The organism is Aequorivita antarctica (assembly GCF_007997155.1).
In the GTDB taxonomy this organism is placed as follows: Bacteria; Bacteroidota; Bacteroidia; order Flavobacteriales; family Flavobacteriaceae; genus Aequorivita; species Aequorivita antarctica.
Window position 1 is genome coordinate 315,022 of record NZ_VORT01000003.1, and the last position, 19,582, is coordinate 334,603.

Here is a 19,582-nt window from a genome sequence, read left to right on the forward strand (position 1 = left end):
CTACTTTGAACACTTTCTGAATTTTGAATTATTTACGCTACTTTATACTCTTAATTTCCTTTATAGGATTTGCGCAAAATAGCCAAGATACTATTTCGACTCAAGACAAGAAAGAATTTGCTATGCTTAAGGATTCCTTAAAGGCACGGCAAGATCGGACGGATTATATGTTTTTTGAAGGAAAGTATGACTCCGTAATCTTATCTTCCATAGACAATATAAAGCTAGCCGAAAAGCTTGGCAATAAAGACGCCGCCTTTTATTCTAGGTATATGATAGGGGCTTCTTTTATATACCTCAAGGATTTTAAGAATGCCCATGTTTATGGAGAAGATTATCTAAATTTTGCAGAGAAATCAAAAGACGACTTTAAGATTGCCCGTGCCTATAATTTTATGGGAGCACTATACCTCACCGAAAAAAAATACGATTCTGCTCTTCCTTTGTTTAAAAAAGCGCTCCCGCTTTCTTTAAAAAGAAAGGATACCCTAGAAGCTTCCATGGTGTATTATAACCTCTCTGAATCTTATCTAAACCAAGGCGACAATAAAAATGCCCAGCTTTATTTTCAGAAAGCAAAACAGGGAATAGATGCTATGGGGTCTAAGGCATTAGTAACCGAAATGAATCTGCTACAGGGTAAGTTGAACCTATCTCTAAACAATCCCAAAGAAGCCATTGTAAATTTTAAAGATGCAATTGCTTTTGCTCAAGAAAAAAATTACATAGATGACTATCTAACTGAGGCTCATAAAGAATATAGCAACGCTCTATATGATATTGGCGACTATAAAGAAGCATTTGTAGTTCGAAAAAAATTCGATAGCCTTATCGAAATTCAGTTCGAAAATGAAAAATTGATGGCAATTCAGAACGCAGCTGCCCAGTTTAGCGTGAATGAATATAAAAAACAAGCCCTTCAAGCAGAACTGGAAAAAAAATTGATTTCAGAAAAGGTTTTATTGAGCAATATCCTTCTTTATTTTTTTATTGGAACAGCAATCGTGATGGGACTATTTTTGATAATTCTATATATATCACACAAAGGAAGAAAAGAACTAACCCTTACCTTAAAAGAAAAAAACCAACAGTATTTAAAAGCAAAACAGAAATCGGAAAAACTGGCTTTAGCCAAAAGCAAGTTCTTTTCAACAGTTAGCCACGAATTGCGAACCCCTCTATATGGTGTTATTGGTTTAAGCTCTGTACTTCTGGAAGACGAATCGCTCAAAAATCATCAAGCAGATTTAAAGAATCTAAAGTTCTCTGCAGATTACCTTTTGGCACTTATAAACGACGTGCTTCAAATAAGCAAACTCGAGTCTAATACGCTTGAAGAAATGAAATCACCCTTTGATTTAAGAGATTTGGTTCAGTCTATCGTTACTTCTTTTCAATATTCTTTGGTGCAGAATAAAAACAAGCTTCACGTAGAGATTTCAGAAAATATTCCACACACCATTGTTGGCGACCGTGTACGTCTTTCACAAATTCTCATGAATTTAGTGGGTAATGCCATAAAATTTACCAATAACGGTGATATCTATATTAAGGTTCAAGAAGAATCAATTTCAGAAAATGAAGTAACCATACATTTCAGCATTAAAGATAACGGTATTGGCATTCCAAAGGAAAAACAAAAGGCCATTTTCGAAGAATTTCAACAAGTAGATTCCGATGATTTTAAAATACAAGGAACTGGTCTTGGGCTCACCATTGTAAAGAAATTGCTCGAAGCTTCAGGCTCTTCCATCAAGCTTAAAAGTGAGCAAGGCGAAGGATCTACATTTAGTTTTACTTTAAGCTTTCAAATTTTGAAACACTTACTTCAAGACAAAATAATAGACGATAACAGTATTTTAAACGGTAAAAAGATACTCGTGGTAGACGACAACAGAATCAACCAAATTGTCACAAAGAGAATACTTGAAAACCACGGAATAATTTGTAGTATCGCGGAAAGTGGAGATATTGCCATTGAACAGTTACGGATAAACGATTTTGACCTTGTATTGATGGACATTAATATGCCGGGCAAAGATGGAATTGAAACTACAAAAGAAATTAGAAAATTTAATAAAATAGTTCCAATTTTGGCTTTAACGGCGATTGAAGTTGAAGAGATGAAAAACAAAATTGAAGCTTCAGGAATGAACGACATTATTGTTAAGCCCTATGATACCGATAAGTTTCTTAAAGTAATTCTTAACAATCTAAATGATACTGACGAAGATATATTTTACCAACACAAAAGTTCTTCCTTAGAAAAATAAAAAATCCCAAGTAAAGAATACTTAGGATTTTAGTGATGTTTTATTTTATTAATCTTTTATCCCTTCAAACTCGCGCTTAAATATTCACGGTTCATTCTGGCAATGTTTTCTAGGGAAATTCCTTTAGGACATTCAATTTCACAAGCTCCAGTATTTGTACAGTTTCCAAAGCCTTCTTTATCCATCTGCGCTACCATATTAAGCACGCGCTCGGTTGCTTCAATTCTTCCCTGTGGAAGCAAAGCAAACTGACTCACTTTAGCTGAAGTAAACAACATAGCACTAGCATTTTTACAGGCCGCCACACAGGCTCCACAACCAATGCAGGTAGCTGCATTGAAAGATTCATCTGCATCGTCTTTATTAACGGGAATGGTGTTGGCATCAATAGTATTTCCAGACGTATTCACTGAAATAAAGCCACCCGCTTGTTGAATTCTGTCAAAAGCACTTCTGTCTACCACCAAATCCTTAATCACAGGAAATGCTTTTGCACGGAATGGTTCAATAACAATGGTATCGCCATCGTTAAACATACGCATATGCAATTGGCAGGTTGTAACCAATCTATCAGGTCCGTGAGGCTCACCGTTTATTTGCAACGAACAACTTCCGCAAATTCCTTCACGACAGTCGTGATCAAAAACCACTGGCTCTTCGCCTTTATTTATTAAACCTTCATTAAGAACATCGAGCATTTCTAAAAAAGACATGTCACCTTCTATTCCATCAATAGGATATGTTTTTAGTTCTCCTTTTGTAGTTGCGTTTTTTTGACGCCAGATTTTTAAAGTAAGTTTCATAGTCTATTTATATGATCTCGATTTAACTTCAATATTTTCGTACTCCAATTCTTCTTTGTGTAGCACTTCATTTCCTGGATCTCCAGTGTATTCCCATGCAGCGACGTACATAAAGTTTTCGTCATCGCGGAGGGCTTCTCCTTCTTCGGTTTGGTATTCTTCTCGGAAGTGGCCACCACAAGACTCATTTCTATGTAGTGCGTCTTTTGCGAATAATTCACCTAACTCCAAGAAATCTGCAACGCGAGTAGCTTTTTCGAGCTCGGCATTCATTTCGTTCATCTCTCCTGGAACTTTTACGTCTTTCCAGAATTCTTCACGCAACATTCTAATTTCAGCCATAGCCGACTCTAAATCTTTTGCATTCCTGGCCATTCCACATTTGTTCCACATTATGTGACCCAATTTTTTATGGAAGTGATCTACGGAATGTGTTCCTTTATTATTTATCAACTTCTCCAAAAGTTCACGAACCTTGTTTTCGGCTTCGTCAAATTCTTTGGAATCTGTTGGTATTTTTCCTGTTTTAATATCTTTTGAAAGGTAATCGCCAATCGTGTATGGCAACACAAAGTAACCATCTGCCAAACCTTGCATCAAGGCCGAGGCTCCCAAACGGTTTGCACCGTGGTCGCTAAAGTTAGCTTCCCCAGTAACGTAACAACCGGGAATGGTGGACTGCAAGTTGTAATCTACCCAAACACCGCCCATAGTGTAATGCACAGCAGGATAAATCATCATTGGGGTTTCGTACGGGTTTTCGTCAACGATTTTCTCGTACATCTGGAAAAGGTTTCCGTATTTATTTTCAATAACCTCTTTCCCTAGTTTTATTACTTCTTCTTTGGAAGGATTATGGTTTCCATGCATTGCAGCTTGCTCTTTTCCATAGCGCTCTATCGCCGTAGCAAAGTCTAGGAAAACAGCTTGCCCAGTTTTATTTACGCCAAAACCAGCGTCACATCTTTCTTTAGCAGCGCGTGAAGCAACATCACGCGGCACCAAGTTTCCGAAGGAAGGATATCTTCTCTCTAAGTAGTAATCTCTTTCTTCAGCTGAAAGATCGTTCGGTTTTTTCTTTCCTTGACGAATAGCTTCAGCATCTGCTATATTCTTCGGAACCCAAATTCTTCCATCGTTTCTCAACGATTCTGACATCAAAGTCAATTTACTCTGATGGTCTCCTGAAACAGGAATGCAAGTTGGGTGAATCTGCGTATAGCAAGGATTTGCAAAATACGCCCCTCTTTTGTGAATCTTCCAGGAAGCTGTAACGTTACTTCCCATAGCATTTGTTGAAAGGAAGAAAGCATTTCCGTAACCCCCTGAAGCAATAACCACAGCGTGTGCAGAATGTCTTTCAATTTTTCCTGTAACTAAATCACGGGCAATAATTCCTCTCGCTTTACCATCCACGATTACTAAATCAAGCATTTCGTGACGGTTATATGGTGTGATTTTTCCACGGTTTATTTGGCGGTTCATTGCAGAATATGCTCCTAAAAGCAATTGCTGTCCCGTTTGTCCTTTCGCATAAAAAGTACGCGAAACCAATACTCCTCCAAAAGAACGGTTGTCCAAATAACCTCCATATTCACGTGCAAAAGGCACCCCTTGTGCCACACATTGGTCAATAATATTTGCTGAAACCTCAGCAAGTCGATACACATTTCCTTCGCGGGAACGGTAATCGCCACCTTTTACAGTGTCATAAAACAATCGGTAGTTTGAATCGCCATCACCTTGGTAGTTTTTGGCGGCATTGATACCTCCTTGAGCGGCAATGGAGTGTGCGCGGCGAGGAGAATCTTGATAGCAAAATGTTTTTACGTTATAACCCAATTCGGCAAGGGTTGCAGCGGCACTTCCGCCAGCAAGACCCGTTCCTACCATAATTATGTCAATATTACGTTTGTTGGCAGGGTTAACTAGGTTTATATCGTTTTTATGATTTGTCCACTTATCGGCTAAGGGTCCTTTTGGGATTTTGGAATCTAATTTCGACATTGCTTTTTCTTTTAGTGGATTTGATTAAAGTGAAGGTAAAGGGCAATGAAAATAAAGCCTAACGGAATAAATATTGCGTAAAACTTTGTAAACCCTCTCAAGCCTTTTGAATATTTATTGTTCCAGCCCATACTTTGGAAAGACGAAGAAAAGCCGTGCCAAAGGTGAAGCGCCAACAATACAAAAGCCAAGCAATACAAGCCTGTACGAACTGGACTTTCAAATTTATGGAGCAACTCGGGGTAATAGCGAGTGGCATCCAAAGGGTTGCTTTCAATGTATTTGTGAACTATTTCCGGAAACCAGAAATCGTAAAAGTGAAGTCCCAAAAATGCCAAAATAACAGCACCGCTAATAATCATATTTCGCGAAGCCCAAGTTGAGTTTTTGTTGCCTTTAAAAGACTTGTAACTAATTTGTCTTGCATTATTGTTCCTTACTTCAAGTATAATTCCCATAATAAAGTGGAAAACCACACCAAGAATCAAAATTGGTTGAAGAATGCCCTGCACTAAAATATTGTGACCCATAAAATGGGACCAGCTATTAAAAGTATCGGGATCAATGACCGAAGTGATATTGATGGTAAAATGTTGTGCCAAAAAGAAGACAAGAAACAAGCCGGAAAGTGCCATAGCTACTTTTCGGGCAATTGAAGAGTTTAATATTGCCATTATGGTTTTATTTCAAGAATAGTTGTACAAAAATACGCTTCAAGCAGCTTGTTGCCAAACATTCTTAATTGTTTAAAATCTATTTAGAATCGGTTTAAATACATTAGCTTACTTTACCTCCAACTCAGAAGTTGCTGTTTTCCCGTTTATGGAAACACTCACTTTATACTTTCCTTTCGGAAGATACTGTTTACCGTTTTCAGCCTTTTTTATTTTTGCCTCAGCTTTTTCAAAAGTCTTTATTCCTTTTTCCGAAATAGAAAAATCATAATCCATTATGTTTACGCCTTTTGAAGCTTCCATCGTGATTTGTTGCAGTTCTTTTCCGTCTTCAGTTTTGATAGCTATTGTTGCTTTTCCTATTTGCGGACTGTAAAACTGAATGCTGGTTTTAGGTTCGTAAACCTCTCCCCAAGTACTCCATTTACTTCCCCAGCGAGGTGAATAATTTACCGTCTCCATTTCAGCGGCAACCACTTCATTTGTATTATTTGCATTCAGTTTTTGAAGTAAAGCGATATCAACCACATAAATAGATCTTCCGTGGGTTCCCAAAACCAAATCCTTCGCTTCAGGCTGAATTACCAAATCGTGCACAGCAACATTGGGTAATTCTTTTGAAAACACTTCCCAACTTTCACCGCGATTGAAGGAAACATATGCTCCATTATCTGTTCCCAAATACAGCAGATTTTCATTCGTAGGATCTTCTTTTATTACGTTTACTGATGAAGTAGGCAAATTGTTGCTGATGTCTTTCCAAGTGGCGCCATAATTTTCACTTACATAAACATATGGTTTAAAATCATCCCAACGATAGCCGTTCAAGCTAACATAAACTCGTTCTTTTTTATGTGAAGAAGCAACCACTCGGCTTACCCAAAGATCCTTTGGAAAACTATCTGAAATTTTTGTCCAGCTACCGCCTGCATCTTTTGAGACATAAACCAAGCCATCGTCGCTGCCAGTGTAAAGCAAGCCAAACTGAAAAGTAGATTCGCTGATGCTCGATAATGTACCATAGGCCACATTACCCTGTTTTCCGCCCTGCGTTAAATCTTCTGAAATTGTAATCCAGTCATCACCCTGGTTCATGCTTCGCATCAATTTATTTCCACCCAAATAGAGAATATCCTGGTTGTGCGGACTCAGCAAAATTGGCGTTTGCCAATTAAAACGATATGGGCTATCACCCAATTCGTGTTTCGGTTGAATGTAAACTGGTTCGGCTCCGTTTCTGTTCAATCTGTAATAATTTCCAAACTGAAACCCGGTGTAAACTATTTTACTATTTCGGTTGTCAATTTGCACATGCATACCGTCACCACCAAAAAGGAACTCATACGGATATTTGCCCTCTTGCAACCAGCCAGGATTTGCCTCATAATCATGTGGACCCACCCAAACGCCATTGTCCTGAAGACCGCCGTAAACATTATAATTTTTTTCATGATCGATATTTACCGAATAGAATTGCCCTACGGCAGGGGCATTGTTTTTTATCCACGTTTTACCATCGTCATAACTTATGTTTACGCCCCCGTCGTTGCCATCAATTAAATGGCTTGGCATTTTGGGGTTTATCCACAGTGCGTGGTGGTCTGCATGCACGTTATCGGCATCAATGCTTGTAAAAGTCTTTCCTCCGTCAGCAGATTTCAAAATTGGTACGCCATACACATATATTTTATTGGCATCACTAGGATTCACGTGAATTTTTCCGAAGTAATATCCATAAGAATAATACAAATCATCTAAAAAACCTTCGTGAGTTTTCTTCCAGGTTTTTCCGCCGTCGGTGCTTTTGTAAACCTCAGCACCAATAACAGGCGTGTCAAAAAGCGCGCTGTTGGCATCTTCCAAATATTTTGCAATATCTTCAGGTTTTACGGTACCTACGCGCACCATTTGCTTTACATTTTCTGCACGGTATTTTTCCTGAAAACCATTCATTTTAAGGAATTGATTCAGTTTTTTATCATCTAAATTCAGAAAGGCAGCCACGTCCATTTTCTTGAAATCGTTTTTGGTGAGGATTTCTGTTTCTTCTTTTTTGGATTCTTCTTTTCTGTGGAATTGGTTGTCAACAATTAAATAAACTGTGTTGTCATCTACAACTGCTGTACCCATCCTGCCCATTCCTTTACCTATTGGCAAACCACTATTTTCGGTAGAAACTTTGGTCCAACTACTTCCCGCATCGGTGCTTTTATAAACTCCGCTACCCTCGCCGCTGCCATCAAAATTCCAGGCTTTGCGGTCTTTGTCCCAAGCGGCAGCATACATAGTATTGAAATTTTTCGGATTAGCGGAAATTTCAATAATCCCCGTTTCATTATTTATGAAAAGTGTTTTACTCCAAGTTTTGCCTCCATCAGTAGTTTTGAAAACCCCGCGCTCGTCGTTGGTGGAATACAAATGTCCCACCGCGCCAACAATAACTTCGTTTGGATTGGAAGGATTTATAAGAATACTGCTAATGTGGTGAGTGTCCGTTAGCCCCATGTTTTGCCATGTTTGGCCTTTGTCATCGCTTTTCAGCAAACCGATTCCCGAGTATGAGGAACGGGAAGCATTCACTTCGCCTGTACCAACCCATATGGTGCCATTTTGCCAATCTACCGCCACACAACCTACATTCTGAGTGGGACTGCTGTCCATTGCGGGCGTAAATGAAGTGCCGTTATTGTTAGTATGCCACAGTCCGCCACTGGCGTAGCCCACGTAAAATTCCGTGGGATTATTAGGGTTTACGGCAAAATCAACCACTCGGCCGCTCATAATGCTCGGGCCAATGCTTTTAAAAGGTAGATTTTTAACAGGAGAGGCTTGCGCCAGTTGTGTTTTTTGTTGAATGCCGCTTACCACTGTGGTTGCGGGAGTAGCGGGCTGTTGCGAAAAAGCTACGGCAGTAGCTAGGCAGAGCGCCGAAAGAAACAATTTGTTCATGTGATTGGTTTTGAAAAGATGAAGGTACTTAAATGAGGCGGGTTTTGCAATTGTTAAGCGATGAGGAATTAGCGATGAGCGAAAAGGGGAATTGTTTTTTGGTATATTTGGGTTGAATTATATAATGGGAATAAACACTATATAGTGTTTATTCCCATGTTACCTGTAAGCTGAAAACACAAATACTATGGATTTAAAAGATTTTATAAAAAATACGATTTCTTCAATTAGTGAGGCTATTGTTGAAAGTCAAAATGAACTGAAAGACAAAGGAGTTATAGTAAATCCAGAAAAAACTGAAATTGGAAAAACTGGTGAAAAACTGTTGAGAAGTGATGGATGGAGATATGTTCAGAACTTGGATTTCGACATTTTAGTTGGAGTTGATGACAAGCAAGGAACTGGTGGAAAAGGAGAACTAAAAGTAGCTGGACTTTTTAGCATCGGTGCAGGAATAAATGATGAAAACACTACTGTTAACCACAACCGAATTAAATTTACAGTTCCGGTAGCTTTTAGCACCGTTGAAACACCGACAGAATACAAACCGAAAGGACCATCAATACTATAAAAGCCAACAGGTAACAATGTATAACCGCAATTACGGCGGATTCGACTGCGTCCGAATCCACTCGGAATTGCTAACGCCAGTACTTAACCGAAAAACCTCGTAAATTTACCCGTAACTGACGGTTATACTGGACCGTTGTAGCTAATCAATATGAAGAAAATTGAAAAATATAAAGAAGTCTCTTCCCTTTGGATTGAATATAAAAGTGGATTAAAATATTATATTTTAAAAAAGCTTAAAAATGAAGATCTAGCTGATGAATTATCTCATGAGGTATTAATGAAAATTTACAATTCCTGTTGCTCGGGGAATGAAATAAAAAATATTAAATCATGGATATATCAAATTGCCCATAATACTGTGATTGATTATTTAAAATCAGAAAATAAATTCACAAATGAAGTCACTGAAAAATTCGAATCAGATGAAAATAATACTTATGAAGAGGCTGAAAAATTCTTGGAGCCTCTTATAAAATTATTACCTGATAAATATGCTCTCCCTCTTTTATTGTCAGATATTGAAGGAGTAAGCCAAATTGAAGTTTCCAAAAAAATGAATTTGAGTTTAACGGCCACTAAAAGCAGAATTCAACGTGCAAGAAAATTATTGAAAGAGAAAATTATTGAATGTAGCAATTTGGAAATAAATGCCAAAGGAAGGCCTATTTCTATTGAAATTAAAGCAGATTGTAAACCGTTGAAAAAAAACCCAAAAAATAATAATTAATAAATTTTGCGTCTTTTTGTATCTTAATTAGTCTTGGTTATGATTATTAATTTAAAAAACACACAAAATGGAAACAATAAAATATTCAAGAAGAACAACATGGAATAATAATAGAAACTATAGATCGAATTCAGCAACACGATCATTATGTATAATATCATCTAAAGGCATTTTTGGCTCGAATCGCAGATATTGTTGAGACCTTTAATTTCATTAAATAATAATTTAAAAAGCTTCCTAATATAGGAGGCTTTTTTAGTTAAAAAATATTTAATCAATAAATTTTGCGTCTTTTTGTATCTTAATTAGTCTTGGTTATGATATTAAATCTAAAACTAAGAAATAATGAATAATCACGATTTACCAGTAGCAATAATTGGCGGAGGTCCAGTAGGTTTGTCCGCAGCCGCACATCTTAAAAAAAGCAATCAGCCATTTATTCTTTTTGAAACAGGAAGTCAAATTGGCGCTAATATTTTAAAATGGGGACACGTAAGGTTGTTTTCACCTTGGGAATATAATATTGACAAGATAGCAGAAACCTTATTACGAGAAGCACAATTGCCAATTCCAAACAAAGCAGATGTTCCTTATGGAAAGGAAATTATTGAAGATTATTTAAAGCCACTTGCAAATTTACCAGGCATTAAAGAACATATTAATTTGAATTCGAAGGTAATCGCCATTGGAAGAAGCGGTTTAGATAAAATGAAAGATGCCAAGAGAGAAGAACTTCCTTTTTCTATTCAAGTTATTGAAAATGGAAAATTTAAGCTGTATGAAGCTAAAGCAGTAATTGATGCTTCAGGTACTTGGCAAAGTCCAAATCCTGTAGGATCTGGTGGAATATTTGCACTTGGTGAGGTGGATAATAGAGCCCAAATATATTATGGTATGCCCGATATCAATGAAGCAGATGAGGATAAATATGCTAATAAAACTACTTTAGTCGTGGGCGGAGGGCATTCGGCTATTGGAACTATTTTAGCATTAAATGATCTCATTCATAAATACCCAAAAACAAAAATTCATTGGGTATTGCGAAAAAAGCAAGTTAGTGATGTGTATGGCGGTCAAGAGGCTGATAAGTTTAAGGCAAGAGGTGCTTTAGGTATTCAAATTGAAAAATTGGTGAATTCAGGAGCTATTGAGATTCATACGCCTGTGTATATTCATGAAATTGAAAAAAATAAGGACCAATTAGTAATTAAAGGCTTAAAACACAAAGACAACTTTGTTTTGGAGGGTATAGATGAAATAATTAGCAATACAGGCTCTCGTCCCGATTTTAATTTCTTAAGAGAAATTCGCTTTGACTCAGATTCAGCTCTTGAAAGCGTTCCTAAGCTGGCTAATTTAATTGATCCAAATATTCATAGCTGTGGTACTGTACGACCACATGGGGAGGCAGAATTAAGGCAAAAGGAAAAAGGTTTTTATATCGTTGGGATGAAAAGCTATGGACGTGCTCCTACCTTTTTAATGACTACAGGTTATGAGCAAATAAGGTCAATAGTCGCTTTCATGAACGGTAATTTTGAAAGTGCAAAACGAGTAGAATTAAATTTACCAGAAACTGGTGTTTGTAGCTCAGGAATCAATACGGCAATTAAAGAAGCTGAGGTCAAAGTAAAAAGCAGCTGTGCTGCGAGTTGTGGTGTATAAATTAATAGTTATCCTACTATTCTATTTAGTTATCAGCAATTTACTGAATAAAAGACATCAAACGGAGAGGAAGTATTAATGAAGAACTAGCTACAACAATGTATTAAAGCAATAGCGGTTTGGGTGTTTACCTGAACCGTTTTTGTGCTTAATTCAGTATCTTGTTCTCTGAAAAGTAAGTGCGATTAAATCCGCTACTGCTCTTATACTAAACGTTCGTTACCCTTCAAAATAATCCTAATAGATTTCTGAATGAAAATGCCTAAACATTTATGATAACAACCCTAGCAAAATGGACGGTAATAATATTTGGAATATTTATAATTTTTGTGGGTTTTCTAATGCTTTTTGCACCAGAAAGAGCAAGGGCAACCTTACGTAAAGCCGGAAGTACAAATTTTATAAACTATACTGAAATTACAATACGATTAATCCCAGCGGTAGCATTGATTCTGTATTCAGATTTTTCCAAGTTCCCTTTAGCGTTTACAATTTTTGGTTGGTTTATGGGTATAACCTCTTTGATACTTTATCTTGTTCCGAGAAAAACACATCATGCATTTTCAATGAAAAGCGCCGATATGCTTAAACCCAAGTATGTTCAACTAATTTCCCCATTTGCTTTTTTATTTGGCGGATTAATTATTTTTAACGCCATATAACTTTATGAGCTATTTAAAGTACATTTCTCAACACCCCAAATTTTATAAAAACATATTACTTCTCACAGTAGCCTTTTCATTCGTTAACCTTTTCACACAAGAAAATTGTAACTGCAGAAGAAGATAATTATAACTATGAAGCCAAAATGGACGGAATAGATTTAGTTGTTTCTGAGACCATATATATAATCTATTAATGCTGAAAGCACAATTAATATACTTTTAACCCTTCACAGCAACTTAATAAGGTTGAAATAATTAATTTTGAGGAAATTCATAAAACAATACGATGAAGTACGATCAGATAGACAACAAACTCTACATTAAAAACCGCAAAAACTTTATGGCCCAAATGAAGCCGAAAAGTGTAGCGGTTTTCAATAGTAATGACATTTACCCAATTGGGGCGGATAGTACAATGCCTTTTCAACAGGCACGCGATATTTTTTATCTAACTGGTGCGGATCAAGAGGAAACCATATTGGTTCTTTTCCCAGATGCCCCAAACAAGGATCATCGCGAAATGCTTTTTGTACGCGAAACCAATGACCACATTGCCGTTTGGGAAGGTGAAAAACTTACAAAAGAAAAAGGTACTGAGGTCAGTGGTATAAAATCAGTTTACTGGCTGAAGGAATTCGACAAGATTTTCTATGAAGTAATGACGCAGGCAGAGCGCATTTACTTCAACACTAACGAGCATTACCGCCAAAGTGTGGAAACCGAAACCCGCGAGGATCGTTTCATCAAAACCACAAAAGAAAAATTCCCTGCGCACAGTTGGGAACGCAGCAATCCAATCTTACAGCGCTTGCGTGCCGTAAAAGATAAAATTGAGCTCGATTTAATTCAAACAGCTTGCAACATTACCGAAAAAGGATTTAGAAGAATCCTGAATTTTGTAAAACCAGGCGTTTGGGAATACGAGATCGAAGCTGAGTTTATGCACGAATTTTTAAGAAACCGTTCCCGTGGTTTTGCCTATACGCCTATTATAGGTAGTGGCAACAATGCAAACGTGCTACACTATATCGTGAACAATCAGCAATGCAAAAAAGGCGATTTAATTCTGTTGGATGTGGGTGCTGAATACGCAAATTATGCGAGCGATATGACCCGAACTATTCCTGTGAGCGGAAAATTCAGCAAACGCCAGCGCGAGGTTTATGATGCAGTAAAGCGCGTGAAAGACGATGCCACAAAAATGCTGGTTCCCGGAAATTACTGGAAGGAATACCACGAAGAAGTGGGCAAATTGATGACCAAAGAACTTCTCGGCCTAAAACTTTTGGACAAAGCCGATGTAAAAAACGAAGACCCAAACTGGCCTGCCTATAAAAAATATTTTATGCACGGCACCAGTCACCATATGGGACTTGACACTCACGATTACGGAGTGCTTTGGGAAAAGATGACCGAAAATATGGTCTTTACCGTCGAACCGGGAATCTATATTCCGCAAGAAGGTTTCGGGATCCGTTTGGAAGACGATGTTGTTATTCAGAAAAAAGGAGAACCTTTCAACTTAATGCGCAACATTCCTATTGAAGCTGAAGAGATTGAGGAGATTATGAATAAATAGAAAATTGAATAAAGATTAAAGAAAAAAGACTTAAAGAGAATTTCTTTTTAAGTCTTTTTTATAAAACAACATTAATGGAAACTTCATATATCTATGTTGGCATTTTTCTCATCCTACTTGGAATTCTGATAAAGCATTTCAAACTATATTTTCTCATCGCCGGCTACAACACTATGAGTAAAGCCGAAAAAGAAAAAGTGAAGATTGAAAAAGTGGTTGTTCTGTTAAGAAACGTCTTAATTATTATAGGGCTTTCAATGATTTTGTTGTGTTTTGCCAATTCATATATGGAAAATCCTCAAGTAGCCAACTATCTGTTTTTTCCAATTGTTATTGGAAGTGTTATTTATCTTCTCGTTAAATCCAATTCTAAAGCCTATAAAAAATAGGCTTAACATACCTTTTCAAAACATGACTTTTCACTATAAAAATATTCCAATTCAATACGAAATTTCAGGAAACGGCCCATCACTTGTCTTACTTCATGGTTTTTTGGAAAGTTCTACAATGTGGAATTCTTTGATTCCACAGTTTTCAAAAAACAATACTATAGTTACAATTGATTTTCCCGGTCACGGAAAAAGCGGTGTTATTTCAGAAATTCATTCTATGGAATTAATGGCTGAGGTTGTAAATGAATTACTTCAACATTTGCAAATTTCATCAGCAACTTTCATAGGTCATTCCATGGGCGGCTACGTGGCTTTGGCTTACGCCGAAATGTTTTCTGAAAAAGTCGAGAAATTGATTCTTCTAAATTCAACACCCATAGCAGATTCTGAAGAACGTAAAGAAAACCGTAATCGTGCGCTGAAGGTTATCGATCAAAATCCTCAGGTTTATATTAGTATGGCTATTGGAAATCTGTTCGCCGAAACTTCTCGTAAAAAGTTTGCTGCAGAAATTGAAATGTTAAAAAAGGAAGTTTATTCTTTTCCAGTGGAAGGTATAAAAGCCGCTATAAAAGGAATGCGTGACCGAAAGGATCGAACTGTAATTTTGAAGGATTTCAACAAAGGGAAATATATGATTTTAGCTGAAGAAGATCCTATTTTACCAATTTCAGATGCAAAACAATTGGCCGAACAATGTGGCGTTTCTGTAAAAATTATTGAAGGAGGGCATATGAGTATGATAGAAAATTGGGATTCTGTTGTAAAATATTTACATTTTATCGGATAAAACTTGCACTTTATCCGAAAAAACGTTAATATTGAAGAATCAACCCCAATTAATTTGACAGAAATGGATAAAGTTACGCCCCAAAGCAGACCTCCAATCTTGAGTCTAATATGCACTGCATTTGGCCACGATTACATTATTACACGCAAAATTACCGACCACATTAGTGAATACAAATGTGCTTGTTGCGGCAAAGAGGTTTCAAACAGTTATTCTGGTAAATTTGAGCTACTTACCTTCAAACAACGCGAAGTGAACGAGTGTTTATCTTCTTTTTTCAGAAAAAAGAATAGAATTACCGTCCATTAGAAAGCTGCGATTTTCTTAAAGAATATTCTTCCTTAAAATTAGGGAACAAGTCTTTTAGTGCCTTTTCCTAAAATCTATCCATTATCTTTTAACGCATTCCAGCCTCTTGCAACCAAAGGTATTTTTGTTCCTGCACGGCTTATTAAATGAATTCCTTCTTTTTCATCAGTTATATGACCAATGATTGTTAGATTTGGATTCGCCTTAATTTTTGGATAATCCTCGGTCTTAATAGAAAAGAGCAGTTCATAATCTTCCCCACCACTTAAAGCTATTGTAGTGCTATTCAAATTGAATTCTTCACAAGTTGAAATAACCTGAGGGTCAAGCGGAATTTTATCTTCAAATAAATTGCACCCTGCCTTCGAGCTTTTACAAATATGTAAAATTTCAGAAGAAAGACCGTCACTAATATCAATCATCGAAGTAGGTTTCACATCTAATTCCTTCAGCAAACCTGAAATATCCTTGCGAGCTTCGGGTTTCAATTGTCTTTCCACCAAATAGGAATAAGGCTCCAAATCTGGTTGTGAATTTGGGTTTACCTTATAAACTTCCTTTTCGCGCTCCAAAACCTGCAGCCCCATATATGCTGCGCCAAGGTCGCCCGTTACAACTAACAGATCGTTTTCTTTGGCACCACTTCTGTATATTGCTTCGCCTTTATTTACCATTCCAAGAGCGGTAATGCTTATCAACAAACCCGTTGTTGAAGAAGTGGTATCGCCACCCACTACATCTACATTATAGGTTTTTGCAGCTGCTATAATACCTGCGTAAAGTTCTTCTAAAGCTTCTACTGGAAATCTATTTGAAACTGCAATACTTACCGTAATCTGGGTAGGTTCTGCGTTCATTGCGTATATATCAGAAAGATTGACAACTACAGCTTTGTAACCCAAATGTTTTAAAGGAACGTAACTCAAATCGAAATGCACACCTTCCAAAAGAAAATCAGTAGAAACAACAATTTCCTTTTTAGAATCACAGGAAATCACTGCGGCATCGTCGCCAACGCCCTTCACAGTTGACTTTTGTTTTATTTTGAAGTTTTTGGTGAGATGGTCAATGAGTCCAAACTCGCCTAAACTCCCAATACTTGTACTGGAATCGTCTTTATTTTCGAACATTTGTATTATTTATCATTATTCTTTGGCAAAAATACATCTTCAAAATCAATAAGCGAAGTCTCCAGTTAATATTAGTTGTTATCGGGAAAAACATTAATAATCGTTTAACTCGTTAACATTATACTAATATTTAATCTTTTACGTTTGTTGAAACAGTTATAATATTGTTATTTTAGCCTGCTTATTAACTTAATACATAAATATGAAAATATCATTACAAGTTTTAATTTTATTATTCAGTACATTTTCAATAGCCCAAACTCCATGTGAAAATGGCATGGCAGGACAGTATCCCTGTAATGGCCTTGATCTTTTATCCCGTATTAGCCTAAGCGCTATGAATGCCAGTGCGGGAAATGATTCTTGGGGATGGACTGACCCACAGGACGGAAAGGAATACGCAATTATGGGCTTGAACAATGGAGCTGCATTTGTTGATATTTCGGACCCCATAAACCCAATATATCTTGGCAAATTACCAACACATTCAGATTCAAGTATTTGGAGGGATATAAAAGTATATAATAATTACGCATTTATAGTTAGTGAAGCCAGCGGACATGGTATGCAGGTTTTTGACCTTACTCGTTTGCGTTCCGTTAGCAACGCTCCTGAAGTTTTTACTGAAGATGCACACTATAACGGTTTTGGGCGCTGCCACAATATTGTTATCAATGAAGAAACTGGTTACGCCTACGCTGTGGGAACCAGTACTTTTGGAGGCGGCCCACATTTTGTGAACATTCAGAATCCATTGAGCCCTGTGGCTGCAGGTGGTTTTAGTGGTGATAACTATAGCCACGATGCACAAGTAGTGATTTACGATGGCCCTGATGCAGATTATGCAGGCCGTGAGATTCTCTTTGGAAGTAATGAAGACAGAGTTTCGATTGTGGATGTTACCGATAAAAATAACCCAATTGGTATTTCCAACGGATTCTACGGAAGCGTAGATTACACCCACCAAGGCTGGCTTACCGATGATAAACATTACTTTATTATTGGTGATGAATTAGACGAATCCACATTTGGCTTTAATACCAGAACTATCATTTTTGATGTAAGTGATCTCGATAATCCCGTAGTACATTTTGAATACGAATCAGATGATGTTCAAGCAATAGATCACAACGGTTATGTATTGGGAAATGAATTTTACCTCTCTAGTTACCGTGCGGGTTTACGAATTATGGACATTAGTGATATTGAAAACCAAAATATGGTCGAAACCAAATTTTTTGACACTTACCCAGGCAGCAACTCGGCTAATTTTGACGGGGCTTGGAGCGTCTATCCGTTTTTTGCAAGTGGGAATATTGTGATCAGTGACATTGACAGAGGTCTTTTTATTGTTAGGGATTCATCTTTGGGTGTAAATGACAATTCCATTTCAACCTTTGCAATTGCTCCCAACCCTGCAAAAGACCTAGTTACAATCTCTTCAAAAACAGAACCTTTTGCTCAAATTGAAATATTTAACGTACTTGGACAAAAAGTGATAAATCTAAATTTTGCAAATAGTCTTTCAGAAAATATCGACATTTCAAAACTTCAATCAGGAATGTATGTGGTGAAAATTAATTCAACCACAACAAAAAGATTATTAATCAATTAAAACAATCTACTTATCCCCTTATGTTATTTTTTAAAAAACCTAAATTAAAAGCGCTCCCACTTCTGCTTTCACTTTCGTTCATTATTTTTTCCTGTGGAAAAGATGACAATCCTACTCCAGAAGAGGAAGAGGAAATTCTCGGAACTATAGAACTTGTAAAGACCTATGGAGGAAGCGGAATAGATGAGGCAATTTCAGTAGTGGAAGCCGCAGATGGAAACTATGTGGTTTTTGGAACCACCAGAAGCACTGATGGCGATCTTACAGGCAGAAGTGGGAGCGACAGTGATTATTGGTTGCTTAAGACCTCCAAAACCGGTGAAATAATCTGGAGCAGAACCTATGGAGGAAGTGATGATGAAAATGCAGCCCGTATTACAAAAACCAATGATGGCGGCTATTTATTAAGCGGATATACTTCCAGCGATGATGGGGATGTATCTGGCAACGAAGGGTTTCAGGATTATTGGATTTTAAAAGTAGATGCTTCCGGAAACAAACAATGGGACAAAAACTTTGGTTTTGCAGGTAGTGATCAGGCGTACAAAGCATTTCAAACCTCTGATGGCGGATATTTCATTACAGGATTTTTTGACGTTTCTGCCAGTGGTGGAGCAGGGAATGATATTCAAAGCGGATCCGGAAATGATCTTCAAAAAGGAGTTCTTCATGGTGTTGGTGAGTATTGGGGCATTAAGTTGGACGCTAATGGAACCAAACAGTGGAGACGCTATTTTGGTGGCACCAATAACGACCGAAGTTATGATGCACTTGAAACAGCAGATGGCGGGTTTTTAATGACCGGCACCTCAGAAAGTGTAGATTTTGATAAAATAGATCCCAAAGGAAGTTATGATTACTGGGCCGTAAGACTTACTTCGTCTGGAGATTTGGTTTGGACTAAATCTTTTGGAGGAGCAGAGATAGACAACTCCTACGCTTCAATAAAAGCCAATGACGGAAATTACATTATGGTTGGTGACTCACGAAGCAGCGATCAAGATGTTACAGCTCCACGCGGAAACGCAGATGCTTGGATGGTGAAATTTGACGACAACGGAAACAAAATTTGGCAAAAATCGTTCGGAGGGTCACAGTTTGACACTGCACACAGCATTGTTCAGCGCAACAACGGAGATTACATCCTTTCTGGCCACAGCCGAAGTAATGATGGAGATTTGCAGGCCAACAACGGTTTTAACGATGCTTGGATATTCGTCGTTGACCAAAGCGGAATTTTAAAGTTTCAGAAAAACGTTGGTGGATCTGGACTGGATTTCGCTTCTGAAGCAATAGAAACCTCTGACAACAAAATAGTAGCTGTAGGCAACACTGAAAGTAATGATCAAGATATTCCCTTGAATAAGGGGTCTAAAGATTTTTTAATTATTAAACTAAAATAAACTTATTTATTTAACCCCCTATTTAACC

At 37.4% G+C, this 19,582-nt stretch carries 16 protein-coding genes; 11 read left to right on the forward strand and 5 right to left on the reverse strand.

All coding sequences use genetic code 11. From position 1 onward, the window contains the following. Window positions 1–122 precede the first annotated feature (122 nt). Window positions 123–2,273 (forward strand): tetratricopeptide repeat-containing hybrid sensor histidine kinase/response regulator, encoded by a 2,151-nt coding sequence (locus tag ESU54_RS06075; protein WP_146743960.1) that lies wholly within the window; start codon window positions 123–125, stop codon window positions 2,271–2,273. Window positions 2,274–2,329: 56 nt separating this feature from the next. On the opposite strand, the gene ESU54_RS06080 is transcribed toward ESU54_RS06075, so the two are convergent. The 4 genes from ESU54_RS06080 to ESU54_RS06095 form a co-directional block, all read right to left on the reverse strand. After that, complete coding sequence (locus ESU54_RS06080; protein ID WP_111843337.1) at window positions 2,330–3,076, reverse strand: succinate dehydrogenase/fumarate reductase iron-sulfur subunit; 747 nt, start codon at window positions 3,074–3,076, stop codon at window positions 2,330–2,332. A 3-nt stretch (window positions 3,077–3,079) separates the two neighbouring features. Further along, window positions 3,080–5,083, reverse strand: coding sequence for a fumarate reductase/succinate dehydrogenase flavoprotein subunit (locus ESU54_RS06085; protein WP_111843336.1), 2,004 nt, complete (start codon window positions 5,081–5,083; stop codon window positions 3,080–3,082). Window positions 5,084–5,094: 11 nt separating this feature from the next. After that, window positions 5,095–5,757 (reverse strand): succinate dehydrogenase cytochrome b subunit, encoded by a 663-nt coding sequence (locus ESU54_RS06090; protein WP_111843335.1) that lies wholly within the window; start codon window positions 5,755–5,757, stop codon window positions 5,095–5,097. Window positions 5,758–5,865: 108 nt separating this feature from the next. Further along, window positions 5,866–8,706: a WD40/YVTN/BNR-like repeat-containing protein gene (locus ESU54_RS06095; RefSeq protein ID WP_111843334.1), complete on the reverse strand. Its 2,841-nt coding sequence runs from the start codon at window positions 8,704–8,706 to the stop codon at window positions 5,866–5,868. 187 nt (window positions 8,707–8,893) lie between these two features. Between ESU54_RS06095 and ESU54_RS06100 the strand changes: the two genes are divergently transcribed. The 8 genes from ESU54_RS06100 (at window position 8,894) to ESU54_RS06135 (ending at window position 15,406) form a co-directional block, all read left to right on the forward strand. Next, complete coding sequence (locus ESU54_RS06100; RefSeq protein WP_111843333.1) at window positions 8,894–9,277, forward strand: hypothetical protein; 384 nt, start codon at window positions 8,894–8,896, stop codon at window positions 9,275–9,277. Between the two features lie 150 nt (window positions 9,278–9,427). Beyond that, window positions 9,428–10,006 (forward strand): sigma-70 family RNA polymerase sigma factor, encoded by a 579-nt coding sequence (locus ESU54_RS06105; protein ID WP_111843332.1) that lies wholly within the window; start codon window positions 9,428–9,430, stop codon window positions 10,004–10,006. Window positions 10,007–10,351: 345 nt separating this feature from the next. Further along, the gene (locus ESU54_RS06110) at window positions 10,352–11,671 is read left to right on the forward strand and encodes an NAD(P)-binding domain-containing protein (protein ID WP_111843331.1); all 1,320 of its coding nucleotides are present in this window, start codon (window positions 10,352–10,354) and stop codon (window positions 11,669–11,671) included. A 272-nt stretch (window positions 11,672–11,943) separates the two neighbouring features. Then, entirely contained in the window at window positions 11,944–12,333 is a 390-nt protein-coding gene (locus tag ESU54_RS06115) for a hypothetical protein (protein WP_111843330.1), read from the forward strand. A 289-nt stretch (window positions 12,334–12,622) separates the two neighbouring features. Further along, complete coding sequence (locus ESU54_RS06120) at window positions 12,623–13,915, forward strand: aminopeptidase P family protein (protein ID WP_111843329.1); 1,293 nt, start codon at window positions 12,623–12,625, stop codon at window positions 13,913–13,915. Window positions 13,916–13,989: 74 nt separating this feature from the next. Beyond that, on the forward strand, window positions 13,990–14,304 hold the full coding sequence (locus ESU54_RS06125) for a DUF3784 domain-containing protein (protein ID WP_111843328.1): 315 nt from the start codon (window positions 13,990–13,992) through the stop codon (window positions 14,302–14,304). A gap of 22 nt (window positions 14,305–14,326) precedes the next feature. Beyond that, window positions 14,327–15,097, forward strand: coding sequence for an alpha/beta fold hydrolase (locus ESU54_RS06130; RefSeq protein ID WP_111843327.1), 771 nt, complete (start codon window positions 14,327–14,329; stop codon window positions 15,095–15,097). A 3-nt stretch (window positions 15,098–15,100) separates the two neighbouring features. Next, the gene (locus ESU54_RS06135) at window positions 15,101–15,406 is read left to right on the forward strand and encodes a hypothetical protein (protein WP_111843326.1); all 306 of its coding nucleotides are present in this window, start codon (window positions 15,101–15,103) and stop codon (window positions 15,404–15,406) included. A 74-nt stretch (window positions 15,407–15,480) separates the two neighbouring features. Here ESU54_RS06135 and thiL read toward each other — a convergent pair whose 3' ends face one another. Continuing rightward, a complete protein-coding gene (thiL, locus tag ESU54_RS06140) occupies window positions 15,481–16,536 on the reverse strand; it encodes a thiamine-phosphate kinase (RefSeq protein WP_111843325.1) in 1,056 nt (351 codons plus the stop codon). A 202-nt stretch (window positions 16,537–16,738) separates the two neighbouring features. Between thiL and ESU54_RS06145 the strand changes: the two genes are divergently transcribed. Beyond that, entirely contained in the window at window positions 16,739–18,151 is a 1,413-nt protein-coding gene (locus ESU54_RS06145) for a choice-of-anchor B family protein (RefSeq protein ID WP_111843324.1), read from the forward strand. 20 nt (window positions 18,152–18,171) lie between these two features. Next, window positions 18,172–19,554, forward strand: a complete 1,383-nt coding sequence (locus ESU54_RS06150; protein WP_111843323.1) for a hypothetical protein — start codon at window positions 18,172–18,174, stop codon at window positions 19,552–19,554. Window positions 19,555–19,582: the final 28 nt, after the last annotated feature.